Below are 26,690 nucleotides of genomic sequence, written 5' to 3' on the forward strand. Positions count from 1 at the left end.
CCGCAATCAGAAGCGGCGCACGAAGCTCAGCGCATAGGTGTCGGCCTCGCCGCCGTCGTCACGAAAGTCGCGACGCGTCCAGTCGGCTCGAATGCCGTTCTGACCGTCGAGCCGGTATTCGGCGCCGGCCCCGTAGTTGACGCTGTCCAGATGCTCGCTGGCGCTGAAACCGAGGGCCGAGGCCTTGATCTCGGTCACGCCGTAACCGACGCGGGCGAACAGGTCGAGCTTCGACTGGACCGGCACGCTCGCCACCGCATAGGCGGCCGCGTCATAGCGGTGTTCGAACTTCGTCGAGACGTCGCCGACATTATAGCGATCCGAGGTCACGCCGATGGAGGTTTCACCCTCGACGCCCAGGTAGGGCGTCAGTTTGGCGCCGACCCGACCGGTGATGGCGCCGAGACGACCGGCATCCGCATCCAGATAGGTGTAGCCGACTGATCCATAGACCTGCGGGTTGGTGACTGTCTGGGCCATGACCGGCACAGCGAAGGCAGAGAGAACGACGGTCGAGAGAATGATGTTACGCATAGTTTCTTGTACTCCTGGTTGTCGATGACTTGTGGTCACCAGCCCCATCCAGCGAGTTGTTAAATAGGCGTCTTATCCGGCCGTTCCATGGCGCGCTCATTGCAGCGACGAAACTGTAGATTTACTGGCACACACGCCGTTCCATGAGCAACAATAGCGCCGGTCGCCCATCAGCCGGGCACCGCGACCCCGTGGAGGGCGCCCAGCCGCACGATGACGCCGTTGCGGGCGTCCGACTCCATCGGCCGGCCGGCCGGTCGCCGGGCAGCGAGTTGACCGTGTCTGGCGACGGCGGCTCGGCCCGCTGGACCACCCGGTCAGACAGATCATCGTCGAGGTCCGCGCCCACTGCCCCGGGGCCGACGACGGCGATGGACCCGGCTCTGGCGTCGGTCATGGGCGGCGCCTGTGAAGCCCGCCCCTGGTGACACCGGGAGACAGCGGCAAGCGGCGCGCAATGTGCTCTTCCGGCGCGTCGCGCGCCTACCGATCCTTTTCGCGCGCGGCTCCACCCCGGCTGACCAGCGCCGCCTGGGCCGCCGCCAGCCTTGCGATCGGGACGCGATAGGGGGAGCAGCTCACGTAGCTGAGGCCGACCTCTTCGCAGAAGGCGATCGAGGCGGGGTCGCCGCCGTGTTCGCCGCAGATGCCCATCTTGATGTCCGGACGGACCGCCCCGCCGCGCTCGGCGGCGATGCGGATCAGGTCGCCGACGCCTTCCTGGTCCAGACGGACGAAGGGATCGGTCTCGAAGATGCCCTTGTCCATATAGGCCTGCAGGAAGCGGCCGGAATCGTCGCGGCTGATGCCGAAGGTGGTCTGGGTCAGGTCGTTGGTGCCGAAGGAGAAGAACTCGGCGTGTTCGGCCAGGTCCCCGGCGCGCAGGGCCGCGCGCGGCAGTTCGATCATGGTGCCGACCAGGTATTCGACGCTGTCCCCGCCCTTTTCGAACACGGCCTTCGCCGTCCGATCGGTCAGTTCGCGCAGATATTTCATCTCCAGGCCCATGGCGACCAGGGGGTGCATGATCTCGGGGATGGGGGCTTCGGCGGCGGTTTTCTTGACCTCCAGCGCCGCCTCAAGGATGGCCCGGACCTGCATTTCGTAGATTTCGGGATAGGCGACGCCGAGGCGGCAGCCGCGGTGGCCCAGCATCGGGTTGGTCTCGTGCAGTTCCTTGGCCCGGCGCTTCAGCTTGGCCGCGTCGATGCCCGAGGTCGCGGCCAGGGCGTCGATGTCCTCGTCCGTATGCGGGATGAACTCGTGCAGCGGCGGGTCGAGCAGCCGCACCGTGACCGGCAGGCCGGCCATGATGGTGAACAGCTCGACGAAGTCCGACTTCTGGAACGGCTCGATCTTGGCGAGCGCCAGGCGGCGGCCCTTCTCGTCGTCGGCCAGGATCATCTCGCGCACGGCGGCGATCCGGGCCTCGTCGAAGAACATATGCTCGGTACGGCACAGGCCGATGCCCTCGGCGCCGAAGCCGCGCGCTGTTCGGGCGTCCAGCGGCGTCTCGGCATTGGCGCGGACCTTCAGCCGCCGCACGGCGTCGGCCCAGGCCATCAGGGTCTGGAAGTCGCCGGTCAGCTCGGGCTCGATCATGGCTACCGCGCCGTCCAGCACCTCGCCCTTGGACCCGTCGATGGTGATGATCTCGCCGGCCCTGAAGGTGCGGCCGCGGGCGGTGAACGTCCGGGCCTTTTCGTCGATATGGATCTCTCCGGCGCCGGAGACGCAGGGGCGGCCCATGCCGCGCGCCACCACGGCGGCGTGGCTGGTCATGCCGCCGCGCGCCGTGACGATGCCGCGCGCCGCATGCATGCCGTGGATGTCCTCCGGCGAAGTTTCCTCGCGCACCAGGATGACGGCGTCGCCCAGCTGGTTCAGCCGCTCGGCCTCATCGGCGTCGAAACAGATCTTGCCCGTCGCCGCGCCCGGAGAGGCCGGCAGGCCGGCCGCCACCACCGTGCGCGGGGCGTTCGGGTCCAGCGTCGGGTGCAGCAGCTGGTCGAGCGCGGCGGGCTCGACGCGACTGATCGCCTCTTCCTGTGAGATGACCCCTTCAGAGGCCAGGTCCACGGCGATCTTGAGCGCCGACTTGGCGGTGCGCTTGCCGTTGCGGGTCTGGAGCATCCAGAGCCGGCCCTGTTCGACCGTGAACTCGATATCCTGCATGTCGCGGTAGTGGCTCTCCAGCTTGCCGACGACGTCGACGAACTCGGCGAAGACCACTGGCATGGCCTCCTCCATGGAGGGGGCGGTCTCGCCCATCTCCTCGCGGCCAGCCTTCGTCAGCGACTGGGGCGTGCGAATGCCGGCGACGACGTCCTCGCCCTGGGCGTTGATCAGGAACTCGCCATAGAGTTTGGCCTCCCCGGTCGAGGGGTTGCGGGTGAAGGCGACGCCGGTGGCCGAGGTCTCGCCCATGTTGCCGAACACCATCGACTGGATGTTGACGGCCGTGCCCCAGCTTTCGGGGATGTCGTGCATGCGGCGATAGAATTTGGCCCGGTCGTTCATCCAGCTGGCGAAGACGGCCGAGACGGCGCCCCACAGCTGGGCCTGGGGATCCTGCGGGAAGGGTTCCCCCAGCTCTCGCTCCACCACGGTCTTGTAGTCGGCGACGACCTTTTCCCAGTCGGCGGCGGTCAGGTCGGTGTCGATGCTGACGCCCAGACGATCCTTGTGGTCGTCCAGAACCTCCTCGAACTGGTCGTGGCCGAGCCCCAGCACCACGTTGGAATACATGGTGATGAAGCGGCGATAGGAATCGAAGGCGAAGCGACGGTCGCCGGACAGGGCCGCCAGCCCATCGACCGTCTGATCGTTCAGCCCGAGGTTCAGGACCGTATCCATCATCCCCGGCATGGAGGCCCGGGCGCCCGAACGCACCGAGACCAGCAGGGGATTTCGGGCATCGCCGAAAGTCTTTCCGACAACCGACTCGACGGCCTTCAGCCCGTCAGCGACCTGCTCGATCAGACCGGCCGGCCAGGTCTGGCCGTTGGAGTAGTAGTGGACGCAGGCCTCGGTGGTGATGGTTAGGCCAGGCGGTACCGGCAGACCGAGGGACGACATCTCCGCCAGGTTGGCGCCCTTGCCGCCCAGCAGGTTCTTCATCGACGCGTCGCCGTCGGCAGACCCGCCGCCGAAACCGTACACCCACTTGCTCATCCGTAACCCCTGAGTTGGCCGTCGCTGTCCGGCGGGTTAGGCCCGCTCGTTTGACCTGACTAACGTGCCGCGACCGCGAAGGCGAGAGGCCCTGTAACAGGATGTGAAGAAAGCAGGTTGAAGAGGCGCGGCTTTCGCGGAACAGCCTGGCGGGGCGGATTGCATGATCGGGCTCTGGCGCCGCCGTGCAAAATCGGGATGATCGCGCCATGGCCAAACGCCGCGCTTCGCCCCGATCCGACACCCTGGAGGCCGCCCTCGCGCGGGTTTTCGACCATCGCGCCAACCAGGCCAGCTGGTTCGCCCTCACCGGGGGCGAGCCCCTGTTCGCAGCGGGGGACGAGGCCGACAGCCTGTATCTGCTGCGGTCCGGCCGGCTGGGGGTGTTTCACCGGGCCGAGGGCCAGCCGCCGCAGTTTCTGGGCGTGATCCGGCCCGGCGAACCGGTGGGCGAAATGGCCCTCATCGCCGGCACGGCCCATTCCGCCGATGTGGTGGCCCTGCGGGATTCCGAGATCCTGGCCCTGCCGCGCGAGGCCTTCTTCGAGGTCGCCCGGACAGAGCCGGATGTGATGATCCACCTGTCACGGCTGATGCTGACCCGGGCGCGCGACCATTCGGCCGGCGCGGCCGGCGAACCGACCGTCTTCGGCTTCGTCGCCGCGCGCGCCCGGCCAATCCGGGCCTTCGTCGAACGGGTCGCCGCCGCCGTCATCGCCATGGGCTACAGCTGCCAGGTCATCGACGAGACGGCGCTGCGTTCGGCCTCGGAATGGTTCTCCCGCGTCGAGGACAGCCACGACTATGTCCTGTATGTCGCGGAGGCCGACCAGCCGGCATGGGCGAGCCTGTGTGCGCGTCAGGTGGACCGGCTGTTCATCGTCGGGGACGCCCTGAACGCGCCGCCGTCCGTGATCCCGTCGCGCAGCCTGGAGGGCGTGGGTCATCAATTCACCGACCTGATCCTGTTGCGTGACAGCCGGATGGCCCGCCCGGCCAACACCGGCGTCTGGCTGGACGCGGTAGAGCCCGGGCGCTGGTTTCATGTCCGCGAGGGGCATGTCGACGACTCGGGCCGCATCGCCAGGATCATCACCGGAACGGCCGTAGGGCTGGTTCTGTCGGGGGGCGGCGCCCGCGCCTATGCCCATATTGGCGTGGTCCGGGCGCTGAACGAGATGAAGACCCCGCTGGATTTTCTGGGCGGCGCCTCCATGGGGGCCGTGATCGCGGCCGGGCCTGCTCTCGACTGGTCCGACGCCGAGCTGGACGCCCGTATCCGCACCGCCTTCGTCAAGTCCGACCCCCTGTCCGACATCGCCGTGCCGATCGTGGCCATGACCCGTGCGGGCAAGGTCGCGCGGCTGCTGTACGACGCCTATGGCGAGATCGACATCGCCGACATGCCCCGGCCCTTTTTCGCCGTATCGTCGAACCTGACCACTGGCCGGCTGGAGGTGCATCGACGCGGCCTGTTGCGACGGGCGATGCGGGCCTCCATCGCCATTCCCGGCGTCATGCCGCCGGTCGTCATCAATGGCCAGGTTCTGGTCGACGGGGCGGTCGTCAAGAACTTCCCCACGGATGTGATGCGCCAGCTGAACGCCGGTCCGACCGTCGGTTCGGACATGTCGCAGGTGCGCGGCGTGGACCCGTCGGCGCTGGAGAATCCCCCGTCCTGGTGGCGGTGGATCGCGTCCGGGGCGTGGAAGGCGGGTCCGCCGATCGTGTCCATACTGATGCGGTCGGCGACCATCACCACCGACGCAGAGCTGGAGCGGTCGCGGGCCGAGACCGATGTGCTGATCCTGCCCGACCCGGGTGCGGCCGATATTCGCGACTGGAAGGTCTATGAGCCGACGGTGGCCGCCGGCCATGCCGCCGCCCTGTCGGTCCTGGCGATGCTGGACGGCCCGGTCGAGACCCTGAAGAAGCGCAGGGCGGCAGCCGTGGCGGCTCCGGCAGCGCCGAACGGGAACGATGCCGCGGCGCTGCACCCGCCGGTCCCCGCTGAACCGCAGGATCCGGCGCGACGCGGGCAGCAGGCGCGGACGGGACGTGACAAGGGCGAAAAGGCCTAGGGTCCGGACCCGACAGGTCGAACCGTTTCCGTCATCCCCGCCGCCCTCGTGGCGAGGACGGGTCGACGGGAAACGGCCGGTCCGGGGTGGAGGCTCGGAAAACCCGTCGCTCCAACAGGAGATGGTACCGCCTCTCAGGCTTGAACTGAGGACCTCCGGTTCCACAAACCGGCGCTCTAACCAACTGAGCTAAGGCGGCCCGATCACGGACCCTGACGCGGGCCATGCCCGGCGCGAGGCGGGTTGTTTAGCGGCGTCGCCCGCCCTGATCAAGCGGCAACCTCACACAGGCCGCGAAACCTGAGTACGGAGGCGCACAAACGAAAACGCCCCGGAGCGAACTCCGGGGCGTCTCGATAGTCATGGTGACGTTCCGACCTAGTCGCCCAGGTTGAACGGCACCCGCACGGTGAAGGTCGCATCCGTAGCCGCGCCGTCGATGGTGCGGGGCGAGAGTTGCCCGCGCTGGACGATGCGAATGGCGGCCGAGCCGAAGCCCAGGCCCGAAGGCGTTTCCGACACCACCCGGCAGTTGGCCGGACGGCCGCTGGCCTGGGCGGTGCATTGCACCACGGCCGAGCCGCCGATGCCGCGATCCATGGCGCGCGACGGGAAGTCGTCGGCCGTGGGACGGGGCGGACGCGACCACTGAACATTGGTGATCACGGACGGCCGGGGGGGAGCCGGAGGAGCGGGCGGAGGCGGCGGACCGGGGACGATAACGGGCGGGCCCGTATATTCGACGCGGTCTTCCTTCTTCGTCGGCTCGATCGGCAGGGTGATCGGCGGCGGAGGCGCGTTGGGCACGGCGACCGGCGGACGGACCTGCAGCTTGGGCGGCGGCGGGGTGTCCGGCGGCGGCGGCGGCGGCGGCGGCGGCGGGGGCGGGGGCGGCGGAGCGATGATCTCCACCTCCACGCCCTCGTCCTCAAACGCCATCTGCTTCATTTCGAACTTTGTCTTCTGAACCCAGAAGATCAGAGCGGCGAAAAGTACGCAGACGGTGCCCAGGGCGATCGCCCAGACGCCGGCCGAGACCCCCATGAAGCCCTTCCTGCGAGGGGCGTCATAGCGACTGCGGTGATATTCGACGGGTGTATCTGTCATGTGATTTCCCGTTCCTACGACACTGGCGCTTTGTCTTCGCCGACGAGCGCGACGCTGTAGAAGCCGCTGTCCTGCAGTGAGTTCATGGCCTGCATGAAATCACCGTAGCGGGTTCCCTGGTCGGCGCGGATATAGATCCGCTCCTTGGTGGGATCCCGACGACCGATCTGCTCGTTCAGCACGCTCCCGAGACCGTCATAGGTGGTCTCCTGATCGCCGATGAACACCCGCCCGTCCGTCTGGATGGAGATGAAGATCGGCTTGGGCGGACTTGACGTGGCCTTCGCGACGGAAATCGGCAGTTTCACTTCAACCCCAGGGGTCGCGACCGCAGACGCAACCATGAAGATGATGAGCAGAACCAGCATGATATCAACGAAAGGCGTGACGTTGATCTCTGCGTTCTGTTCGACGTGATACTTGCCGCCGCCCGAGCCTCCGAGTTTGGCGGCCATACGACTTACGCCCCCTTGTCGAGTTGACGCGAGATGGCGTTCAGCAGCTCAGCGGCAAAGCCGTCCGAGCGGGTGCCGTAGGCCGAGATACGGGTGTTGAAGTAGTTGTAGAACACAACGGCCGGGATAGCGGCGAACAGGCCGATACCGGTGGCCAGCAGGGCCTCGGCGATACCGGGAGCCACGGCGGCGAGGTTGGTCGTGTTCGACTGAACGATGCCGATGAAGGAGTTCATGATGCCGTAAACGGTGCCGAACAGGCCCACGAACGGGCCGATGGAGCCGGTCGAGGCCAGGAACTGCTGACCGCCCGACAGGCGCGCGGCCAGACCGGCCTGCACGGCCGCGACGGCGTGCTGGGCGCGGGACAGGGCCGAATCGCGATGATCGCCGGTGACGCTCAGGCCGGCCTGACGCGACAGCTCGACTTCTTCGGTGGCGGCGGCGGCCATGTCGGCCAGCGGGTTGCCTTCCCACTCTTCAGCGGTCGAGACCTTTTGCATGTCGGCGATGGTGCGGGCGCCGCGGAAGCTCTCGAGGAAGTTGTCGGTCTTGCGGTTCAGGCTGCCGAACTCGATCAGTTTGATGATCAGCAGGGTCCAGGAGAAGATCGAGGCCAGCAGCAGGCCGATCATCACGACCTTCACGACCGGGGTCGCGTCCATGAACATGGAGATCGGGGTGATGTCGCCGCTGTGACCGCCGGTCTCGGCTTCAGCCGCCGGAGCGGGCGTTTCGGCGGCGGGGGCGGCCGGGGCGGCGGCGGGAGCCGCAGCGGGGGTCGGTTCCGCGGGCGCCTGCGCAAGCGCGGGTGTGCTCGCCATCAGGACGGCGGCGCCGGCCATGGCAAGAAGGATGTTGGTCTTTTTGCTGTCGAGCATTTGTCGCCGGTTCCTGCTTTTTGGTCTGAACTTGTGGACCCTGAGACAGCACGCCTGCGGCGCCTGTCCCTTCCATGAAATCGTTTCAAACCGGCCTTGCCCCCCAAGGGAGCGCAGCCGGCCGCCTATGTTAACGTCTCGGCAACCTTTGGGGAAGCCGCGACGGGTGCCGGCGCGACATCGGCCAAAACCGCCTGCGCGCCGTTCGTTGACCGCCTTCATTGGAGATGACGGTCAAGCGTCTTTGGCGAAGCGGGATTGGAGCGTCAAGGGCGCATAGTCGTTTTCGCCTCTCAAGCGCAGAGAACTTGCACTGATGGCCGCCCCCACCCGGAAAACGGTGTCATGTGACCGTCACGACGGGGTCGCACGGCAAATATATTGCGCGAACTCTGAGAAGAACGGTCAACCTTGAAATGCTGACCAGACAGCAACTTTTGTCTGTGTTTGGTCTCATCAGGGGCGGCGACTTGCCCGATGCCGGACGCCAGCGCCAAACGATGACGGCGCAGCGCGACTCTCCCGGGGGGAAGCCAGGTCGGCGCCCGCGCGGGCGGGCTCGACGGACAGACCATGAAAGCGGAAAGGGAAATGGTGCCTGGGGGCGGATTCGAACCACCGACACGCGGATTTTCAATCCGCTGCTCTACCAACTGAGCTACCCAGGCCCTTGCGCAATGTCGGGCCCACAGGGGGTTCCCGGCGCGGGAGCGGGGTCTATAGGCGAGGCGAAACGGGGTGTCCAGACCGTTCAGCCGTCTGAAGCCTCTTCTTCGGGCGCGGCCTCGTCCTCGGGCACGGGGATGGCGTAGGCGCCGGTGAACCAGCGCTGCAGGTCGAGGTCGGAACAGCGTCTGGAACAGAACGGACGATATTCCGGTATCGACGGTCGCGTCCGGCAGATCGGGCACTGGGCCATGGTCAGACTTCCTCGAGGATTTCGGCGCCGGGACGGATTCCCGCATCCGGTCGAACGCCGGCGCGTGGCCCCAACCGGGCGATGAGCGACGCCGCCCGCTGGGCCAGGGCCGGACGGCAACGGGCGACCAGGCGCGGAACGGCGGTGTCGCTGAGCATGGCGTGGCGCAGGCGGCGGGTCAGGGCGATGGCCTCGGTCTGCAGGGCGCGATCCGAGCCGGCCCGCCCCAGATGGTCCTCCACGGGCGTGCGCCTCCACGGCAGCGACAACTGCAAAAGGCCGAACCGGCTGACCGGACCGAAGGCCGCATCGGGCTCCCAGCCGAACGCCTCCCGGGCCTGGGCGGTCAAAGCCGCGCCGTCATGCGCCGCGCCGGCCAGATCGACGACCACCAGCCCGCCCCATCGCATCAGCCGGATCAGCCGCGCCGCCTGATTGAGGCCTTCGCGATTCGCGTTCGCCCTGCCCTTCCGCGCGTCTCTGCCGGACAAGGGGGCGAAGTCGATGTCGACAGCGATCAGGGCCCTGGTGCGCTGCACCGCCAGATCGATGCCGAAGGCGGCGAATGCCCCTCCCCCGGCCAGCGCCTCCTCCTCGGCCTCGAAGCCGGCGCCCAGAGCGGCTGCGCCCGTCTGGATCTCGATCGCGGGCGCAATGGCGGCGAGCTCGTCCCGCAGATCCGGGGCCGCCGCCAGCAGACGCGGCGCGCCCTCAGCCGGGCCCAGCCGACGCACCACCGGCCCCTTGGATTCGCGGACCTCGGCCGTGACAACGACCTCCAGCGCCTCGCCGACCGTCAGGACATGGTTCCGCGTGAACGGCAGGAAGGCGTGTGGCGGCCCGCAGCCCAGATCGACGAAGGCGCCCGACAGACCCGTCTCGACGGTAACCACCCGCCCCACCGACCGGGCGCCCAGACGCATTTCGGCCGGATCGCCCTCGCGCTGGACCAGAAGCTGTTCGAAGAGGCCGTTCCTGACCACAATCCCGCGCTGTTCGCCCGGGGTGTCGTCAAGAAAAAGCTCGACCTCGCCCTGCCTTCCCGAGTCGCTCACGTGCGCCAGCCGGCGCCGTTCAACAGGTTGACGGTCTCATACAGGGGCAGGCCCATCACCGCCGGATGGCTGCCGACGATGCGGATGACAAAGGCCCCGGCCGGGCCCTGTATGCCATAGGCTCCGGCCTTGCCGCGCCAGTCCCCGCCGGCGACATAGGCGGCGATCTCGGCGCCCGAAAGGGATTTGAAGGTGACCCGGGTCTCGACCACCCGATGGGTGATCCGGCCCGCGGCCGCCACGGCCACCCCGGTGAAGACCCGGTGGTTTCGACCGGACAGCAGGGTCAGGAATTTCGTCGCCTCTGCCTCGTCAGCCGCCTTCTCCAGCAGGCGACGGCCGACCGCGACGACCGTGTCGGCGGCAAGGACCACGGCCTCGGGCGACCGGGCGGCGACGACTTCGGCCTTGGACCGGGCCAGACGCGCCGCCAGCCGGGGCGGAGTCTCGTCCCGGAGCGGGCTCTCGTCGATATCGGCGGGTTCGATTCGGTCGGGCGTAATCCCGACCAGCGCCAGCAGTTCGATACGGCGCGGACTGGCCGAGGCCAGCACAAGGTCAGGACGGGCCAATCCGGCCGTCCCTTACTTGAAGCGATAGGTGATGCGGCCCTTGGTCAGGTCGTAAGGCGTCATCTCGACCAGAACCTTGTCGCCGGCCAGAACCCGGATGCGGTTCTTGCGCATCTTGCCGGCCGTATGGGCGATGATCTCGTGATCGTTCTCGAGCGTCACACGAAAAGTGGCGTTCGGCAGCAGTTCGCTGACGGTGCCGGGAAACTCGAGCAGTTCTTCCTTAGCCATGCGGCCTCTCACGCCCCGTTTATACGAATCTAGGCCCGCGCCGGGCGGAGCGCGAGCCGAAAGAAGCGGGCTAATGCCTGAAATCAGCCGGGAAGTCGAGGCTGCCTATCCCCGGCGGTACAGGGCGCAAACCAGGGTGAACAGCCGGCGCGCCGTTTCGTGGTCGATGGCGACCTTGCCCTCCAGCCGCGCCTTCAGCGCCTCGGCGCCTTCGTTGTGCAGGCCGCGCCGGCCCATATCGACCGCCTCGATCTGGGTCGCCGATGATCCGCGCAAGGCCTCGTAGTAGCTGTCGCAGATCAGGACATAGTCCTTCAGCACCGTCTTCAGCGGCGTCAAGGACAGGGCATAGGTGCGGCTGAAACCGCTCGCAGAGGTGATGTCGAACACCAGCCGGTTGTCCTGCAGCGACAGTTTGAGGTCATAGGGGCCCGCCCCCTCGCCTCCACTGGCCGGGCCGGCGGGCTCAAAACTGTTCTTCTCGATCAGATCAAAGATGGCGACGCGCCGCTCATGCTCGATCTCGGCCGTGGCCGACGGCAGGGTGGCGGCGTCCAGCTGGATCGATTGCAGCCTGTGTTCGCTCATCGGCCCTCTCCGGGCGGGAAGGCCGCCGGGTCTGTGTCCTCGGGGTGCTGCGGCGCCGTACGGGCCGGCCAGCGGTCCGACAGATCGGCCACCACGGCGTCGAGGCATTCGACCTCGACCCGCAAATCGCCGCCGCCTGCAAACATCAGGGTGACCCGGCCGCCCGGCGCTTCGGTGGGCTCGAAATCCAGCGCCAGAAGCTCAAGGGGGGCGTCCGGCAGCCGCGGGAGGCCGCGACTCCTGACCGCCAGGACGTCGCCGAACTGCATGGCGGCGCGCACGCGCGTGCCGCCGCATTCCCAGCAGAAGCGGCTGAACTCAATGGTCAGTCGGCGCGCCGCCTTTTCCCAGACAATGTCGGCGGGGCGCAGGATGGCGTCCTGCAAGGCCGCCGAGATGATGGCCAGATCCTCGTCATCCTCGGCGAGAAGCCTGAGGGGTTCGATGGCGCGGGAGGTCCTGGGTGCGGGAGAGGCCTCAGTGGTCATCGCCGCCGTCTCCGTCGCCCGGTCCCGTCGAGATCCGCCGGATCTGCGCCCCGCAGGCGCCGAGCTTTTCTTCCAGCCGCTCGAAGCCGCGATCCAGGTGGTAGACGCGGCCGATGGTGGTCTCGCCCTCAGCGACCAGCCCGGCGATCACCAGACTGACCGAGGCGCGCAGATCGGTCGCCATGACCGGTGCGGCCTTGAGGCTCTGAACCCCCTTCACCCGCGCCTCGCCGGCGTGGACCGAGATATCGGCGCCCAGACGCGCCAGCTCGGGCGCATGCATGAAGCGGTTCTCAAAGATGTTCTCGTGAATGATGCTCTCGCCGTCGGCGGTCGTCATCAGGGCCATGAACTGGGCCTGGAGGTCGGTGGCGAAGCCCGGATAGACCTCGGTCGCGACGTTCACGGCCTTCAGCCGCACCGCCGGATCGCGCTTGACCACAACCCCGTCAGCCGTCGGCGTGATCTCGACGCCGGCCTCGATCATCCGGTCGGTCAGGGCCGAGATCAGGCCGGGAGCCGCCTTCGTCAGCCGCACCTCACCGCCCGCCATGGCTGCGGCGCAGGCGTAGGAGCCCATTTCAATCCGGTCGGCGATCACGGGCCAGTCGGTTCCGGTCAGGGAGGTCACGCCAGTGATCGTCAGGACGTCGGTGTCCACCCCCTCGATCCTGGCCCCCATGGCGGTCAGGCAGCGCACCAGATCGCCGATCTCGGGTTCGCGCGCCGCCCGGCGCAGCACGGTCGTGCCCTCGGCCAGCACAGCCGCCATCAAGGTGTGTTCGGTGGCCCCGACGGATACGAACGGAAACTCGATCTCGGCGCCCTTCAGCCCCCTGGGCGCGACGGCGGAGACATAGCCCTCCTCCAGCTCGATCACCGCGCCCAGCCGGGTCAGGGCGTCCAGATGCAGATCGACGGGCCGGGCGCCGATGGTGCAGCCCCCGGGCAGGGACACACGGGCATGGCCGGTGCGCGCCAGGAGCGGTCCCAGCACATTGAACGAGGCCCGCATCTGGCGGACCAGATCATAGGGGGCGAAGGTCGAGGTGATCTCGCGTGCGTCAAACAGAGTCTGCTGACCGTCCGGACCGTCGCTCTCGGTCACGACGACGCCGAACTGGCGCAACAACTGGCCGAGGAATTTCGTGTCGGCCAGGCGCGGCATATTGGTCAGCCGCAGCGGCTGGTCCGTCAGGATCGAGGCGGCCATCAATTTGATCGCCGAATTCTTGGCGCCGCTGACGGAAATGTCGCCGTAGAGGGGGCCGTTGCCCCGAACCGCTATACTGTCCATGTCGATCCTGAAGCGGCGCGCCGTTCATGGCGCGCAGCGAGCCGGCTATCTAGCGCTCGCGAGGGGGTGGGCGAAAGAGGCGCGGGCCGGCTGAACGATGACTTTCAGTTGCCGTTCGTCGCAGCGGGCCGTTTGGTCGCCTTGCGGCGGCGCAGATTGTCACGCAGCGCCGCCGCCAGCCGGGCGGCGCGCGCGGTCTGCTCGGCCGAACGGTGCGATACGGGGGGCGTGGGCGCGGCAGGCGCGGGCGCGGCGTCCTCAGACGCAGGTTCGGCGGGGACGGAATATTCAGGACCTTGGGGCATGTCCCCATCAAGCGCCGGAATTCTTTCCGCGCCAAGCTGCTTTTCGGGCTTCCCCCTCGCCGGACGTTTGGCTATACGGCCGCTTCCTCAGAACAAGCCGCCGTAGCTCAGTGGTAGAGCGCATCCTTGGTAAGGCTGAGGTCGTGGGTTCGATTCCCCCCGGCGGCACCACTCTGAACAAAAGGCCCGGTCGCACGACCGGGCCTTTTTTGTTTTCGGCGGTCAACTTGCGTCAGACCATCATTGTCCGGCGACCGGTCCCGGTCTCCGTGCGTCATCCGCACGCGGAATCCGGGTTTCGCCCTCGCGCCAGGGGCGGAAGGCGGCGCCCGGAACGACAACGCCCTCACCTATGAAAAACGGATCGTAGTGGCCGCGATAGCCGGGCCCGAAACGGGGGTCGTAGCCGCCGTACCCATAGCCATAGCCATAGCCCCACGGACTGTTCTTTGACTGGATGTAGCTGAGATCGACACGCCCGGTCTCGCCGAACGGGATCGAGACCCGGGCGCCGAAGGCTGAATAGTCGCCGGTGCCGATGGCGGCCGAGACCTCGCCATGCATCTTGCGGTCGTCCGTAAAGGCGAAGGGATCGCGCGATCCGGTGTCAAACGGGCGCTCGCCGGCCGCCCGCTCGCCGACCCAGCGGTCGATCTGCTCCGCCGTGCTGAGCCCGTGGGGCGACAGGGCCTGGAGCGAGACCGCCGGCCCGGCTTCGACGACGGGCGCCACAGCGTCCACGGCCACAGACTGGACGCCGCCCGGCGCCGTGGCGATGACGCCTTCCGGATCCCCGGAAGCGGTCAGCAGCGACAGGGCGATCAGGGCGGTTGGGGCGGTCAGCATGGGCGGTGTCCTCCGGCGGCGTCAGCCTGGTCCCAGAATGCGGCGGGGTTCAGGCGACGCCGTCTCCCCGCAGCAACGGATCAGGCAGGGGCTCGCCGTCGGGCACGAAGCTCAGGGCGACAGAGTTGATGCAGTAGCGCAGGCCGGTCGGCGGCGGCCCGTCGGGAAAGACGTGGCCCTGATGGCCGCCGCAGCGGGCGCAGACCGTCTCGATCCGAACCATGCCATAGCTGGTGTCGCGGATCTCGCGCACATGGTCGGGATCGACCGGTTGGGTGAAGCTGGGCCAGCCGGTGCCGCTCTCGAACTTGGTCCCGGCCCTGAACAGGGGCAGGCCGCATTCCCGGCAGCAGAACACCCCCGGCCGCTTCTCGCCCAGCAGGACGCCGCAGAACGGCGCCTCGGTGCCGTGCGACAACAGGACGCGCTTTTCCTCGGCGCTCAGACTGGCCTCCAGCGCAACCCGCTGGCCCTCGCTGGGCGGCGTCAGGTCGAAGCCGGAGCCCGAGCGAAGGCCCGGGGCAGCGGCGGATCCGGTCGTGTCGATGAATTGGGTCATAACCCTGAAATGGGGGCTTTACGCTCCGGTTCCAAGACCCGGCCGCTTCTCCGGCCTGCGCCGGAGAAGCGGGTTGTCAAAGCCTAGAACAGGCCGCCGACCCAGGCGCGCACGGCCGTCTCATCGGCCGGATTGCCGGTGTAGATCAGGCCCTGGGCCGGGACGAAGGCGGTGTTCGAGGGACGCTGGCGCGACGTCCAGGCCTTGTGACCATAGCTGAGGTCCGAATAGTTGGACGGCAGCCGCTGGACGGTGGGCTCGATGAAGATCGAATCGGTCGCCGTCGCCGAACCGGCGATCCGCACATTCGGCAGACGCGTCAGCAGGTCGAGGGTGTCGAGGCAGCCGCCGGCGCAGCCGCTGTCGACCAGAACCACCACAGGCCCGGCGACGGGGTTCGGCGCCCCCGTGTCCGGCACGGCGGGACGACCGGCCAGGGTGAAGACCGGCTGGCCCGACGCCAGGGCGGCGTCAAAGGCGGCGATGATGGCGCGCGTCTCCTCGATCACCGCCATGGACTCCTGCACGAAGCGGGGATCGGCTTCCATCCGGCCGAGGGTGGCGGCGTACCAGGCCCGGTTGTCCGGGGTGGCGCGATAGGTGATCTCGCCCGCAGCGGGCTGGCGGCTGACGGTGAATTCAGGCGTCCAGATGCGGTTGGCCAGGCCATAGCCGCGCGAGGTCGAGCTGTAGGACTGGCCGCGGGCGCCGCGCAGATCCAGGACAAAGCCCTGCGGGCCATGCAGCTGGGCGACCTGGGCCTCGATCTGGGCGTTGAAGGCCTCCCAGCCGGCGTTGTCGGCAAAGGAGTGGACGTGCACCCAGGGGCGGCCGTTGATCATCTCGAGCCCCAGCGGGGTCGAGGAGGGCACATAGACGGTGGCGCGATAGGCCGCTTCCAGATCGGCGATCACGGCCGGCTGGCCGACCATCCGGAATTCACGGGCCCGGCGGTTGTTGACGCTGAAGTTGCAGGCCAGGGGCATGCCGGCCGTAAAGGGATTGTTGCGGTTCCAAAGCAGGAAGGGGGCGCTGCGCACCCGGCCCGCCTCGGACGTCAGGTCGGCTTCCCAGCGGTCCAGCTTCTCCTTGGCCAGATCCTCGGCGGTCTTGCCGCCGCAGTCGACCAGGGCCGCGCCCAGCGGCGGCGTGCCGCGCACGCCGGGCTTGATATAGGTGACAACGTATTTGCCGCCCTGCCAGCCGGTGGTGAAACCGGGCCAGCTGGTGGCGAAGAAGGGGCTGAGGCCCTCGAAGCTCGGGGTCATGGCGATGTTGGAATCGCGGAAGCCGCCGGCGTAGTAGCGCATCAGATAGGCGTGGCTGTCGCCGCTGCCCGCCTGTGAGGCCTTGGTCAGCGAATCTGTCAGGCCGGCGTCAATCCAGGCGCGGAAGGGTGCGCTGGCCGGGCCCGAGATGGCGGCCGCCGGGTGGTTGGCCTGAAGCGCATCGTGCGCCGCCTGGAGATCCTGGCGAGCCAGGGCGCGGAAGTCCTGGGCCGCCACGGCGCCGGCCGACACGGCAAGGGCGAGGGCGGCCGTCGAAACGGTGAGCAGACGATGGATCACAGGCGAACTCCAGATAACCGGTCGCAGTAGGGAGATGTGCGTTAAACCTTTCCGGGCCGGGCTTGCCAAGCCCGAACCGGCCGCCGCCCATCACGATGCGACATCGGCGACCGTAGCCGCCCTGCGTTTCAGATCGGCGACGGCCCCGGTGTAACCGGACCAAATACCCGGATGAAGGCCGATTTGAGGGCCGCATCGGCCTCGTCCATCGTCGCGGGCACGCCGAGATCGACCAGGCTGGTAACGCCATGCTCGGTGATGCCGCAGGGGACAATGCCCTGGAAGTGATCGAGCTCCGGCTCCACATTCAGGCTGACGCCGTGAAACGTGACCCATTTGCGCACCTTGACGCCGATCGCCGCGATCTTGTCCTCGCGTCGCCAGACGGGGGCGAGATCCGGCCCGCCGGTATCGGCCGGTCCCTTGCGTTCGACCCAGACGCCGACCCGGCCTTCACGCACGCCGGCCTCGACGCCGAACCGGTCCAGGGCATCGATCAGCCAGCGCTCCAGCCCCCGGACCAGCCCCCTCACGTCGCGACCGCGCGCGTTCAGGTCCAGCATGACATAGGCCACCCGTTGGCCCGGCCCGTGATAGGTGAATTGCCCGCCCCGTCCGGTGCGATGCACCGGAAACCGGTCCGGGAGCAGCAGGTCCTCGTCCCGGGCCGACACCCCGGCGGTATAGAGAGCCGGATGTTCGAGCAGCCAGACCAGCTCGGCCGCCTCCCCCGCCGCGATCGCCGCGACCCGCGCCTCCATCGCCACAACCGCCGCGTCATAGGGGACCGGAGCCGTCGACACCGCCCACTCGACCGCGCGGTCATCCGGACGGATCAGTCGACCCTCGGTCAAAGAGTTGGCGGGACTTAACGGCTCGGCAAGCATGATCGCTTCAATGTGGGCGCGGAGCCGCGCACGCAAGTCCTTCGCCCGGCCCGGAACGTCCGCCAGAGTATGCTGTGAGCCAGATCAACGCCGTCAACGTCGAGATTTCCGTCGTGCTGGGCCGCTCGGTCCTGCCGATGGCGCAGCTGTTGAAGATGGGCCGCGGCGCGGTCATCCCGCTGGACGCCTCTGAACACGACGAGGTCTGGATCCTGGCCAACAACCACCCGGTGGCCCGCGGCCAGATCGAAATCCGCGAGGACCGTATCGCCATCACCGTGACGCGGCCGGCGGACCTCTATGATTTCATGGCGGGCGCCGCCTGAGGCAGTGGCGAGTGGCGAGTGGCGAGAGTGTCTGCCGCCCCTCCTCATAACAACGCGTCCTGAAGACTGGGCGGGGCCATTTTGCTCGCCACTGGCCACTCGCCACTAACCATTCTCTTCCCCCTTCCCTTTCGGGACATCCTCCGCTATCAGCCCCGCTCCGATGCGAGCGGTCGTGGCGGAATTGGTAGACGCGCAGCGTTGAGGTCGCTGTGGGGCAACCCGTGGAAGTTCGAGTCTTCTCGACCGCACCATCTGTGACGAATCAGGGATACTAATCGGCGCTACCGGCTGATCATCATCGAGAGAGGGGGAGGCCCGCGTGAGCGACAGAACCGCCACTCTCGAACCTGACGTCAAGGACCTCGAAATCGAGGTGGAGGACCATGAGGCCCTCGATGAGGACTATGTCCTCACCGCCGCCTTCGTCGAAAAGGTGGTGGACGCCGCCGACGACGGCGACGGCATGCGGCTGCGGTCGCTCCTGGAAGACCTCCACCCGGCCGACGTCGCCGACCTGATGGGCTTTCTGACGGCCGAGCACCGCGCTGTCGTGGTGCTGTGGCTGCCGCCGGAACTGCTGGCCGCCACCCTGCCCGAACTCGACGACGGCATCCGCGAGGAGGTTCTGGAGCGTGTGCCTGCCGGCATCCTGGCCGAGGCGCTGCAGGAGCTGGACTCAGACGACGCCGCCGCCGTGGTCGAGGAGATGGAGGACGACCAGCGCGAGAAGGTGCTGTCGGCCATGCCGGCCCCCGACCGGGCCGCCATCGAGACCTCCCTGGCCTATGACGAGGAATCCGCAGGCCGCCTGATGCAGCGCGAGGTGATGGCCGCGCCCCAGTTCTGGACCGTCGGCGACACCATCGACCACGTCCGGGCCCAGGGCGAGGACCTGCCCGAACTGTTCTTCGACATCTATGTGGTCGATCCGGTCAACCGGCCCGTCGGCGGGGTCGCGGTCAGCCAGTTGCTGCGCGCCTCACGCTCGACCCGCCTGACCGAACTGATGGAGCCGGTGAACGAGATCACCGTCGATCAGGATCAGGAAGAGGTGGCCTACATCTTCGAGAAATACCACCTGATCTCGGCGCCCGTCGTCGATGCGGGCGGACGGCTGGTCGGCCAGATCACGGTCGATGACATCGTCAACATCATCCAGGAGGAGAACCGCGAGGACATCCTGCGTCTGGCCGGCGTGTCTGACGAGGATCGCGGTTCGGGCGTGCTGGACATTGTGCGCGGTCGCGTGCCCTGGCTGGCGATCAATCTGGCGACAGCCGCCCTGGGCGCCAGCGTCATCGGTCTGTTTGAAGGCACGATCCAGCAGATCGTGGCCCTGGCCGTCCTGATGCCCATCGTCTCGGCCATTGGCGGCAACGCCGGCACCCAGGCCCTGACCGTGACCGTGCGGGCTCTGGCCACGCGTGAGCTGAACAGCTCCAACGCGCCCCGCACCTTCTGGCGCGAGATGGCGGTCGGGCTGGCCAACGGCCTGATCCTGGCCCCGCTGATCGGACTGGCGGCGGGCGTGTGGTTCCGGGATGAGGACTGGAGGATCGGTGTGGTGATCGCCTCGGCCATGGTGCTGAACCTGCTGGTGGCAGCGTCGATCGGCGTCCTGACGCCCCTGACCCTGTCGAAGATGAAGTTCGACCCGGCCGTGTCGTCGGCAGTATTTGTAACCGCCACCACCGACTTTTTCGGATTCCTGATCTTCCTCGGTCTCGCGACCCTGGTTCTGTTGTAAGGCGGGATGCGGCTGGCTCGCCGTTTGCTTGAACCCGTTTCGGGCGAAGGAGCCTGTGCCGTATTGGGTCAATGTCCGTGTCCGAACCCGTCATGCAGCGAATGAAGATTTCTCGCGAAGGCGTCCTGCTGATCAAGAGCTTCGAGGGCTTTCGCCCGCGCGCCATCCAGCGCGAGGACGGCCGCTGGGTGGTCGGCTATGGGCACACCGCCTCGGCGCGTGAGGGCGCGAGCGTCAGCGAGGCCGACGCCGAACTGCTGCTGCAATACGACCTGATCCCGGTCCAGACCGCCCTGACCGAGGGGCTGGGACGTCCGGTGAACCAGCATCAGTATGATGCCCTGGCCAGTTTCGCCTTCTCGGTGGGCGTCGACGCCTTCCGATCCTCTGACGTCCTGTCGCGGGTCAATGCCGGCGCCGAGGCCGATGCAGCCGACGCCATGGTCGCCTGGCCTGAACCGCCGGTGCGGGATGCCGGCCTGCGCCGCCGCGCCGCCGAGCGCGCGCTGTTTGTCGCTGCGCCGGGGACGGCCGTCACCCTGTCCGACCTGCTTGCCGCCCCCCTGCCCGTCCCGGCGCCGGCGGCCCATGAGCCGGAAGTGGCCGGGATCGCCTCCACGCCTGACGAAGCGCCGGCCCCGACGGCCGACTGCGCCATGCCCGAATCCGGCCCGGACCTGTCGGCATCGCCGGCTCCGGAACTCGACAGCGTCATCACTGCGGCGGTCGACGCGCCGGTCGACGCTGTGGACGAGCCCGTCGCGCCGACAGACATCACCCCCGGACCTGAGGTCGGGACGACGGAAACCCAAGCATCCGACGTCGCGGAGACAGGAACCGAAGACTCTGGAGCAGTGGCGCCCGTCCCTGACGCCGCCGGCACGGCGACCCCTGCGGACGCCGGAATAACAGACGCCGACACATTGGCGACCGCGGCGGCGGGCGAGACCGTCGCCGACCCGATCGCAGAGACTCCCCACAGCGTCGATGACGCGCCCGCTGCGGATGAGGCGACGGTCGCCGATCCGGCTCCCCCGGTAGAAATCCCTGTCTTCGCTCCCGGTGCGCCGATCGCCACGGCCGAGGGTGCGGCGGTGGTCGAAGACGCGGCGCTGGCCGAAACCTCGGCTTCGCCCGACGCCCTGACCCTGACGACGTCGATGGCCGCAACCCTGCCGGCCGAGCCCGGCGCGGTCGACGCGGTCGAGGCCGACGCCCCGGAAGCCAACGCACAGCATGAGACGACCTCGAACGCCGGGACCGACGTCGTCCAGGTCGTCAGCTTCGCCCCTCCCGCCCTCGAGGCCGAGGCGGCGCCGGTCGATGAGCGGGCGACGACCTATGGCGGCCCCCGGACCGGGCCCGTGCCGCTCGAACTGCCCGAGACGCCGGTCGCGGCCGACCCCTTTACCGGTGCGACGGCGCCCTCACCGGGGCAGATCGTCTGGCCGGCCCTTGGCGACGAGGCGGCCGCGAGCGGCCAGCTGTTGATGTCGGGCGTCGCCGCAGAGGGCGTCGGCCTGTCGACTCCGCGACTGGTCTGGCCCCGGGATGAGGCGACGGCTGATCCGGACGCGCCCGCCCTGTTCGAGGACGACGGCAGCCTGAACCTGTCCAACGGGCCGGGCGTCTGGCCCGACCCGTTCGACGCCAAGCCCGAAGGCTTCAGCTGGCGTCGGGTCTGGGCCTATCTGGTCATGGGCGGCTTCGGCCTGGTGTCCCTGGCGATGTCCATGGCGGCGCTTCGCAAGGCTTCGCTGGCGACGACCGATGTCCAGGGCATCGTGGCCATCGCCGCTGTGCTGGCCGTGATCGGGGCCGCCTGCGTCGGGGTGTCGGCCTACAACATCTACCAGCGTCTCAGCGACGACCGCTGAAGGCGGTTCCTGGTCGCGGCCCCTCGCGGGCCGGGCGGGGTTCATGCTAACCCCGCAGCATGAGCATTCCCTTTGCCCCCCAATCGATGGAATTCGGCCTCGGTGATACGGCCGACGCCATCCGTGAAACCACTGCCCGCTGGGCCGCCGACCGGCTGGCGCCCCGCGCCGCCGGGATCGACCAGACCAACGAATTCGCTCGCGATCTCTGGCCAGAGATGGGCGAGCTGGGCCTGCACGGCATCACCGTCGAGGAAGAGCACGGCGGCCTGGGTCTCGGCTATCTGGAACACGTCGTGGCCATGGAGGAGGTGTCGCGGGCCTCGGCCTCGATCGGCCTCAGCTACGGGGCCCATTCCAACCTGTGCGTGAACCAGATCCGTCGCTGGGGCACCGGGGAACAGAAGCGCAAATACCTGCCCGGACTGATTTCAGGCCAGCACGTCGGCTCACTGGCCATGTCGGAGGCCGGTTCGGGCTCGGACGTCATGTCGATGCGCACCCAGGCCGTGAAGACGGGCGACCGCTACATCCTGAACGGGACCAAGTTCTGGATCACCAACGCCCCGCACGCAGACACCCTGGTGGTCTATGCCCGCACCGGCGAGGGCAACGGGGGGGTCACCGCCTTCCTGATCGAGAAGGGCATGAAGGGCTTCAGCGTCTCGAAAAAGCTGGACAAGATGGGCATGCGCGGTTCGGACACCGCCGAACTGGTGTTCGAGGATTGCGAAGTTTCCGAGGACCAGATCATGGGCGGCGAAGGCCGGGGCGCGGCCGTGTTGATGAGTGGTCTGGACTATGAACGGGCCGTGCTGGCCGCCGGGCCTCTGGGCATCATGCAGGCGGCGCTGGACGTGGTCCTGCCCTATGTGCGCGAGCGCAAACAGTTCGGCCGGGCCATCGGCTCTTTCCAGCTGATGCAGGCCAAGGTCGCGGACATGTACGTCGCCCTGAACAGCGCCCGCGCCTATGTCTATGCCGTGGCCCGGGCCTGTGACCAGGGCAAGACCACCCGCTACGACGCCGCCGGCGCCATCCTGCTGGCCAGCGAGAATGCGGTGAAGGTCAGCCTCGAGGCCGTCCAGGCCCTGGGCGGCGCCGGCTACACGAAGGAATGGCCCGTTGAACGGCTGGTCCGCGACGCCAAGCTGTACGATATCGGCGCGGGGACGAACGAGATCCGCCGCTTCCTGATCGGGCGGGAACTGTTGGGAAGCTGAGCCCTTCCCTCTGGGGAAGGAGACGCCCCATGCCCGCCAAATCCGCCGCACAACAGAAGGCCGCCGGAGCCGCGCTCAGCGCCAGACGGGGCGACACGCCGAAGTCGAAACTGAAGGGCGCCTCCAGGTCAATGGCCGAAACCATGACCGAAAAGCAACTCGAGGCCTTCGCCAGCACCGGCCGCAAGGGAAAACCCGGGCACGTCGGGGACTGACGCTGGCGCCTTCCATCACCCTTCCCTAAATGGCGACGGGGGCCGCCCGGGTCGCCCGGATCGTCCATCTCCCCATGCCGCCTTCCCCCGCGCCTTCCGCCCGCAACCAGACCTTCTCCGAGGTGCTGGAATCGCTTGGCCAGGGCGACGATCCCAAGCTGACGCTGGACGAGGTTGTCGACGCCTTTGGCGACCGGGGTCTGGGGGCCCTGATTCTGGTCCTGACCCTGATGGCCCTGCTGCCCTGGCCTCCGGGCGGCAAGGCGGTCTTCGCCCTGCCGATCATCCTGCTGGCTGTTGAACTGGCGCTCCAGCACAATGAGGTCTGGCTGCCGCGCTGGGCGCTGAAGGCTTCCCTGTCCCGCGTCGCCTATCGCCGCGCGGTGGCCCGGATTTCGCGACCGATCCGCTATGTCGAAAACCTCACCCGCCCGCGCCTGCCGGTCCTGACCGGGGCGGTGGGCGAGATCCTGATGGGGACGGCCTGCGTCGTCCTTGCGATCATCATGGCCCTGCCCGTTCCGTTCGGCGACATGCTCCCGGGTCTGGCGATGCTGTTTTTCGCCCTCGGGGTCATGCAGAAGGACGGGATCGCCGTGCTGATCGGCGGCTTCTGGTCGCTGGTTACCGCCGGCTATCTGTTCCTGATCTGGCGGACGGTGGTCGAGATCATACAGCACGTCGCCGGCTGGATCACACAGCTGTTCGGCTGATATTCAACCCCGCTTCGGCGGCCACGGGATCAGGGGGCTGGTGCGGGCCAGATAGTCGGCATAGCCCGGCCGCGAGGTTTTCAGTCGCCCTTCGTACAAACCGCCGCCGCTGACCTTGAGGAACATCGACAGCAGCAGCAGGGGCCCGACGATGGAGGCCAGACCCCAGACGCCCGTCTCCGCGGCGATCAGCCACAGGCCGAACCAGACGCACAGGTCGCCGAAATAGTTCGGGTGGCGGGTGTAGCGCCACAGGCCCCGGTCCATGACCGCCCCCTTGTTAGCGGGATCGGCCTTGAACCGGGCCATCTGCCAGTCGCCCAGACTCTCGAACAGGACGCCGAAGGCCGCCAGCGCCGCGCCGGCCCAGCCGACGACGCCGAGGGCGGTGGGCGCCGCCGCCTGACCCAGTTGCACCGGCAGGCTGACGACGAACAGGATCAGGGCCTGAACGAGAAACACCATGAAGGCCGCCTGCGGCCAGGACTGCCCCTTGGCCTGCGCCGCCTCCAGCATGTCGACATAGCGACGGTCGGCGCCGTGCTGACGCCAGCGCCACAGCAGGTAGAGGCCCAGCCTCAGCCCCCAGACCACGACCAGCCCGGCGATCAGCAGCCGGCGCGGGGTCGCCTCGCCCATCTGGACGAAGGTCGCCGCCCCCACCCCCGCCAACCCCAGGCCCCAGCACCCGTCGATAAAGCTGACGTCGCGGATCGCTAGCGACAGCCCCCACAGCGTGGCGAACACCGCCAGACAGAGGGCGAGATTGACCGCGAGGATCGGGACGAAATCGGGCATGGAGGAATCCGACGAGAGAGAACCCAATACGTCGCCCGGCCCGTTTCGGTTCAGTTGGCTCCGCCCCCTTTCCCTCACGACCATTTGGCGCTTGAACAGGGGCCATGATGGTTCGCCCCCGCCTTTTCGTTCTGCCGCTGATCCTGATCCTGTCCGGTTGCTCGGCCGCCGGTCAGGTGCGCGACGGTTTCGCCGACGCCGCGACCCAGCCCCTGGTCGATCTGAACGTGCGGCGCGACCAGATCCCGACGGTCCTGTTGCAGGCCCGGGCCAATCCCTATGACCGGCGCAATCTGAACCGCTGCTCGACCATCGGCGCCGAGGTCCGTCGGCTGGACGAGGCCCTGGGCCCCGACCGGGACGAACCGGCCCGGCCCGACGGCTCGACCCTGAACGAACGGATGCAGGACGAGATCGCCGAACAGGCCCTGCGCGCCATCCGCGACGCCGCCACCGACTTCATTCCCTACCGCAGCTGGGTCCGCGCCCTGACCGGCGCCCAGGCCCGGTCGAAACAGGTGCAGGACGCGGTCGAGGCCGGACGGTTGCGGCGGGCCTTCCTGAAGGGGCTGGGCATGAAACAGGACTGCGCCCCGCCGGCGTCCCCGGCCTGGTACCGGCCGACGGGTCGGTCGCAGCGGTAGACCTGTCAGTCAGCGTTTCGCGCCACGAACCTTGTCGCTGCGATCGCCTCTGATCTGGATCGTGCCGTCTTTTGCGAAAGCCTCGAAGGTCGGCTTGTCGATGTTTCGGAACTCGCCGGTGCGGTCCCAGTCCCAGTCGAAGGAGATGCGCTCGCCCTTGTGCGCGAACTTGCCGGACCAATGGGCGAAGAACGAATATTTGTCGCCGCCGATGATGATGACGTGGCGGTGCAGGGCGGTCTCATTGCCCTCCGGCCGGGGCGGTTCCTCAAGGTAGGTGTTGTAGGCGTGGAAGCCGGACTTCTCGATACGCATGTCAGTTCGACGTGTGCCGCGCATGGAAGTCCCTGCGCCAGGCCTCGAACCGGCCCTCGGCGATCGCCGCCCGCATCGCCCCCGTCACCGCCTGGAAGAAGGCGATGTTGTGCCAGCTGAGCAGGATCTTGCCGAGGATCTCATCGGCGCGGATCAGGTGGTGCAGATAGGCCTTCGAATACATCGATGACGGCCCGTCGATGGTCGGGTCCAGCGGGTCCTGATCCTCCGCGAAGCGGGCGTTCTTGAGATTGAGCGGCCCTTCCCAGGTCCAGGCCTGACCATGACGGCCGGCTCGCGTCGGCAGGACGCAGTCGAACATGTCCACGCCGCGCCACACCGCCTCGACCAGATCGACCGGCTTGCCGACGCCCATCAGGTATCGCGGGCGGTCGGCGGGCAGCATGTCGGGCGCATAGTCCAGCACCTCGCACATGGCCTGATGCCCCTCGCCCACGGCCAGACCGCCGATGGCGTAGCCGTCGAAGCCGATCTCCTGAAGCTGTTCCGACGACTGGCGGCGCAGATGTTCGAAGGTCGACCCCTGCTGGATGCCGAACAGGGCCTGATGTTCGCGCTCTCCGAACGCCGCCTTTGACCGCGCGCCCCAGCGGATCGACAGCTGCATGGCCGCCTCGGCCGCCGGCTCCTCGGCCGGGTACGCGACACACTGGTCCAGCTGCATGGAGATGTCGGCGCCGATACGGTCGGCCTGGATCTCGATCGAACGTTCCGGCGACAGAACGTGTTTGGAGCCGTCGATATGGCTGGAGAAGGTCACCGCCTCCTCCTTCACCTTCGAGATTCCGGCCAGGGACATGACCTGGAAGCCGCCCGAGTCGGTCAGGATGGGTTTGTCCCAGCCCATGAATTTGTGGAGGCCGCCCAGACGCTCCATCCGCTCGGGCCCGGGGCGCAGCATCAGGTGATAGGTATTGCCCAGCAGGATGTCGGCGCCCGTGGCCTTGACCTGATCCACAGTCATGGCCTTGACCGTCGCGGCGGTGCCGACCGGCATGAAGGCTGGCGTGCGGATGTCGCCGCGCGGCGTCTTCAGCACCCCGGTGCGGGCGCGGCCTTCGGTGGCGGTGATGTCGAACGGAAAGGGCAAGGCGTGTCTCTGGACCGGGAGGCGGGCGGTATAGAGGCGGACGGCCTGGAGCGCAAAGCCCGCCCGCGCCGCCCAGGCCCGCGCCGGCCCGGGCCAGACCTCGGCCGGTCGGCCGGCGATGAGGCTGACGCCGACTCCATGGCCGCCCTTCTGGATCAGATGGACCTCGGC

28 protein-coding genes, 4 tRNA genes and 1 pseudogene are annotated in these 26,690 nt (G+C 68.1%); 10 read left to right on the forward strand and 23 right to left on the reverse strand.

Annotation, left to right across the window (positions count from 1 at the left end; all coding sequences use genetic code 11):
* Positions 1–6: 6 nt before the first annotated feature.
* From ACW17W_RS12745 to ppdK, 3 genes and pseudogenes are all read right to left on the reverse strand, one after another.
* The gene (locus ACW17W_RS12745) at positions 7–534 is read right to left on the reverse strand and encodes a porin family protein (protein ID WP_492077275.1); all 528 of its coding nucleotides are present in this window, start codon (positions 532–534) and stop codon (positions 7–9) included.
* Between the two features lie 170 nt (positions 535–704).
* Positions 705–886 (reverse strand): annotated as a pseudogene (locus tag ACW17W_RS12750) (2-dehydropantoate 2-reductase); the annotation flags it as partial.
* A 131-nt stretch (positions 887–1,017) separates the two neighbouring features.
* Positions 1,018–3,708: a pyruvate, phosphate dikinase gene (ppdK, locus tag ACW17W_RS12755; RefSeq protein ID WP_492077276.1), complete on the reverse strand. Its 2,691-nt coding sequence runs from the start codon at positions 3,706–3,708 to the stop codon at positions 1,018–1,020.
* 209 nt (positions 3,709–3,917) lie between these two features.
* On the opposite strand from ppdK, the gene ACW17W_RS12760 reads away from it, so the two are divergent.
* Entirely contained in the window at positions 3,918–5,789 is a 1,872-nt protein-coding gene (locus ACW17W_RS12760; protein ID WP_492077277.1) for a patatin-like phospholipase family protein, read from the forward strand.
* Positions 5,790–5,911: 122 nt separating this feature from the next.
* On the opposite strand, the gene ACW17W_RS12765 is transcribed toward ACW17W_RS12760, so the two are convergent.
* The 13 genes from ACW17W_RS12765 to ACW17W_RS12825 all read right to left on the reverse strand — a co-directional run bounded on the left by ACW17W_RS12765 (position 5,912) and on the right by ACW17W_RS12825 (position 13,687).
* Positions 5,912–5,988 (reverse strand) — tRNA-His (locus ACW17W_RS12765).
* 179 nt (positions 5,989–6,167) lie between these two features.
* Positions 6,168–6,896 (reverse strand): energy transducer TonB, encoded by a 729-nt coding sequence (locus ACW17W_RS12770; RefSeq protein ID WP_492077278.1) that lies wholly within the window; start codon positions 6,894–6,896, stop codon positions 6,168–6,170.
* 14 nt (positions 6,897–6,910) lie between these two features.
* Entirely contained in the window at positions 6,911–7,351 is a 441-nt protein-coding gene (locus ACW17W_RS12775; RefSeq protein ID WP_492077279.1) for a biopolymer transporter ExbD, read from the reverse strand.
* A 5-nt stretch (positions 7,352–7,356) separates the two neighbouring features.
* Entirely contained in the window at positions 7,357–8,232 is an 876-nt protein-coding gene (locus tag ACW17W_RS12780; protein ID WP_492077280.1) for a MotA/TolQ/ExbB proton channel family protein, read from the reverse strand.
* A gap of 592 nt (positions 8,233–8,824) precedes the next feature.
* Positions 8,825–8,900, reverse strand: a tRNA-Phe gene (locus ACW17W_RS12785).
* 83 nt (positions 8,901–8,983) lie between these two features.
* Positions 8,984–9,151: a DNA gyrase inhibitor YacG gene (locus ACW17W_RS12790; protein WP_492077281.1), complete on the reverse strand. Its 168-nt coding sequence runs from the start codon at positions 9,149–9,151 to the stop codon at positions 8,984–8,986.
* 2 nt (positions 9,152–9,153) lie between these two features.
* Entirely contained in the window at positions 9,154–10,206 is a 1,053-nt protein-coding gene (locus ACW17W_RS12795) for a ribonuclease E/G (RefSeq protein WP_492077282.1), read from the reverse strand.
* The gene (locus ACW17W_RS12800) at positions 10,203–10,778 is read right to left on the reverse strand and encodes a Maf family protein (RefSeq protein ID WP_492077283.1); all 576 of its coding nucleotides are present in this window, start codon (positions 10,776–10,778) and stop codon (positions 10,203–10,205) included. The genes ACW17W_RS12795 and ACW17W_RS12800 overlap by 4 nt, the downstream gene beginning before the upstream one ends.
* A 12-nt stretch (positions 10,779–10,790) precedes the next feature.
* Positions 10,791–11,009 carry a translation initiation factor IF-1 gene (gene infA, locus ACW17W_RS12805; RefSeq protein WP_008261544.1) on the reverse strand — a complete coding sequence of 73 codons (219 nt, stop codon included), beginning with the start codon at positions 11,007–11,009 and terminating at the stop codon, positions 10,791–10,793.
* 105 nt (positions 11,010–11,114) lie between these two features.
* A complete protein-coding gene (locus tag ACW17W_RS12810) occupies positions 11,115–11,597 on the reverse strand; it encodes a UPF0262 family protein (RefSeq protein WP_492077284.1) in 483 nt (160 codons plus the stop codon).
* Complete coding sequence (locus ACW17W_RS12815; RefSeq protein WP_492077285.1) at positions 11,594–12,085, reverse strand: DUF2948 family protein; 492 nt, start codon at positions 12,083–12,085, stop codon at positions 11,594–11,596. Before ACW17W_RS12815 ends, ACW17W_RS12810 begins: the two co-directional genes overlap by 4 nt.
* Complete coding sequence (gene murA / locus ACW17W_RS12820) at positions 12,075–13,382, reverse strand: UDP-N-acetylglucosamine 1-carboxyvinyltransferase (protein WP_492077286.1); 1,308 nt, start codon at positions 13,380–13,382, stop codon at positions 12,075–12,077. Before murA ends, ACW17W_RS12815 begins: the two co-directional genes overlap by 11 nt.
* 104 nt (positions 13,383–13,486) lie before the next feature.
* Positions 13,487–13,687, reverse strand: a complete 201-nt coding sequence (locus ACW17W_RS12825) for a hypothetical protein (protein WP_492077287.1) — start codon at positions 13,685–13,687, stop codon at positions 13,487–13,489.
* A gap of 96 nt (positions 13,688–13,783) precedes the next feature.
* Here ACW17W_RS12825 and ACW17W_RS12830 point away from each other — a divergent pair.
* Positions 13,784–13,858, forward strand: a tRNA-Thr gene (locus tag ACW17W_RS12830).
* Between the two features lie 69 nt (positions 13,859–13,927).
* Here ACW17W_RS12830 and ACW17W_RS12835 read toward each other — a convergent pair.
* From ACW17W_RS12835 to lipB, 4 genes are all read right to left on the reverse strand, one after another.
* The gene (locus tag ACW17W_RS12835; protein WP_492077288.1) at positions 13,928–14,533 is read right to left on the reverse strand and encodes a hypothetical protein; all 606 of its coding nucleotides are present in this window, start codon (positions 14,531–14,533) and stop codon (positions 13,928–13,930) included.
* A 49-nt stretch (positions 14,534–14,582) separates the two neighbouring features.
* The gene (gene msrB / locus ACW17W_RS12840) at positions 14,583–15,092 is read right to left on the reverse strand and encodes a peptide-methionine (R)-S-oxide reductase MsrB (RefSeq protein ID WP_492077289.1); all 510 of its coding nucleotides are present in this window, start codon (positions 15,090–15,092) and stop codon (positions 14,583–14,585) included.
* An 83-nt stretch (positions 15,093–15,175) separates the two neighbouring features.
* Positions 15,176–16,660, reverse strand: coding sequence for a S41 family peptidase (locus ACW17W_RS12845; RefSeq protein ID WP_492077290.1), 1,485 nt, complete (start codon positions 16,658–16,660; stop codon positions 15,176–15,178).
* 128 nt (positions 16,661–16,788) lie between these two features.
* Positions 16,789–17,547, reverse strand: coding sequence for a lipoyl(octanoyl) transferase LipB (gene lipB / locus ACW17W_RS12850; protein ID WP_492077291.1), 759 nt, complete (start codon positions 17,545–17,547; stop codon positions 16,789–16,791).
* 74 nt (positions 17,548–17,621) lie between these two features.
* Between lipB and ACW17W_RS12855 the strand changes: the two genes are divergently transcribed.
* The 7 genes from ACW17W_RS12855 (at position 17,622) to ACW17W_RS12885 (ending at position 23,651) form a co-directional block, all read left to right on the forward strand.
* Positions 17,622–17,873 carry a FliM/FliN family flagellar motor switch protein gene (locus tag ACW17W_RS12855; protein WP_492077292.1) on the forward strand — a complete coding sequence of 84 codons (252 nt, stop codon included), beginning with the start codon at positions 17,622–17,624 and terminating at the stop codon, positions 17,871–17,873.
* Positions 17,874–18,042: 169 nt separating this feature from the next.
* A tRNA-Leu gene (locus ACW17W_RS12860) sits at positions 18,043–18,127 on the forward strand.
* A 68-nt stretch (positions 18,128–18,195) separates the two neighbouring features.
* Complete coding sequence (gene mgtE / locus ACW17W_RS12865; protein ID WP_492077293.1) at positions 18,196–19,623, forward strand: magnesium transporter; 1,428 nt, start codon at positions 18,196–18,198, stop codon at positions 19,621–19,623.
* Between the two features lie 77 nt (positions 19,624–19,700).
* Entirely contained in the window at positions 19,701–21,500 is a 1,800-nt protein-coding gene (locus ACW17W_RS12870) for a lysozyme (protein ID WP_492077294.1), read from the forward strand.
* Positions 21,501–21,559: 59 nt separating this feature from the next.
* Positions 21,560–22,723 carry an acyl-CoA dehydrogenase family protein gene (locus ACW17W_RS12875; protein ID WP_492077295.1) on the forward strand — a complete coding sequence of 388 codons (1,164 nt, stop codon included), beginning with the start codon at positions 21,560–21,562 and terminating at the stop codon, positions 22,721–22,723.
* Between the two features lie 29 nt (positions 22,724–22,752).
* Positions 22,753–22,938, forward strand: a complete 186-nt coding sequence (locus ACW17W_RS12880) for a DUF3008 family protein (RefSeq protein WP_492077296.1) — start codon at positions 22,753–22,755, stop codon at positions 22,936–22,938.
* Positions 22,939–23,012: 74 nt separating this feature from the next.
* Positions 23,013–23,651, forward strand: a complete 639-nt coding sequence (locus ACW17W_RS12885; RefSeq protein ID WP_492077297.1) for an exopolysaccharide biosynthesis protein — start codon at positions 23,013–23,015, stop codon at positions 23,649–23,651.
* Positions 23,652–23,654: 3 nt separating this feature from the next.
* On the opposite strand, the gene ACW17W_RS12890 is transcribed toward ACW17W_RS12885, so the two are convergent.
* The gene (locus ACW17W_RS12890) at positions 23,655–24,449 is read right to left on the reverse strand and encodes a DUF1295 domain-containing protein (RefSeq protein WP_492077298.1); all 795 of its coding nucleotides are present in this window, start codon (positions 24,447–24,449) and stop codon (positions 23,655–23,657) included.
* 104 nt (positions 24,450–24,553) lie between these two features.
* Between ACW17W_RS12890 and ACW17W_RS12895 the strand changes: the two genes are divergently transcribed.
* Positions 24,554–25,093, forward strand: coding sequence for a hypothetical protein (locus tag ACW17W_RS12895; RefSeq protein WP_492077299.1), 540 nt, complete (start codon positions 24,554–24,556; stop codon positions 25,091–25,093).
* A 9-nt stretch (positions 25,094–25,102) separates the two neighbouring features.
* Here ACW17W_RS12895 and ACW17W_RS12900 read toward each other — a convergent pair whose 3' ends face one another.
* A complete protein-coding gene (locus tag ACW17W_RS12900; protein ID WP_492077300.1) occupies positions 25,103–25,408 on the reverse strand; it encodes a hypothetical protein in 306 nt (101 codons plus the stop codon).
* A gap of 1 nt (position 25,409) precedes the next feature.
* Positions 25,410–26,519, reverse strand: coding sequence for a tRNA guanosine(34) transglycosylase Tgt (gene tgt / locus ACW17W_RS12905; RefSeq protein WP_492080319.1), 1,110 nt, complete (start codon positions 26,517–26,519; stop codon positions 25,410–25,412).
* Positions 26,520–26,690: the final 171 nt, after the last annotated feature.

The sequence above is a fragment of the Brevundimonas sp. FV1ye29L genome (assembly GCF_058681095.1).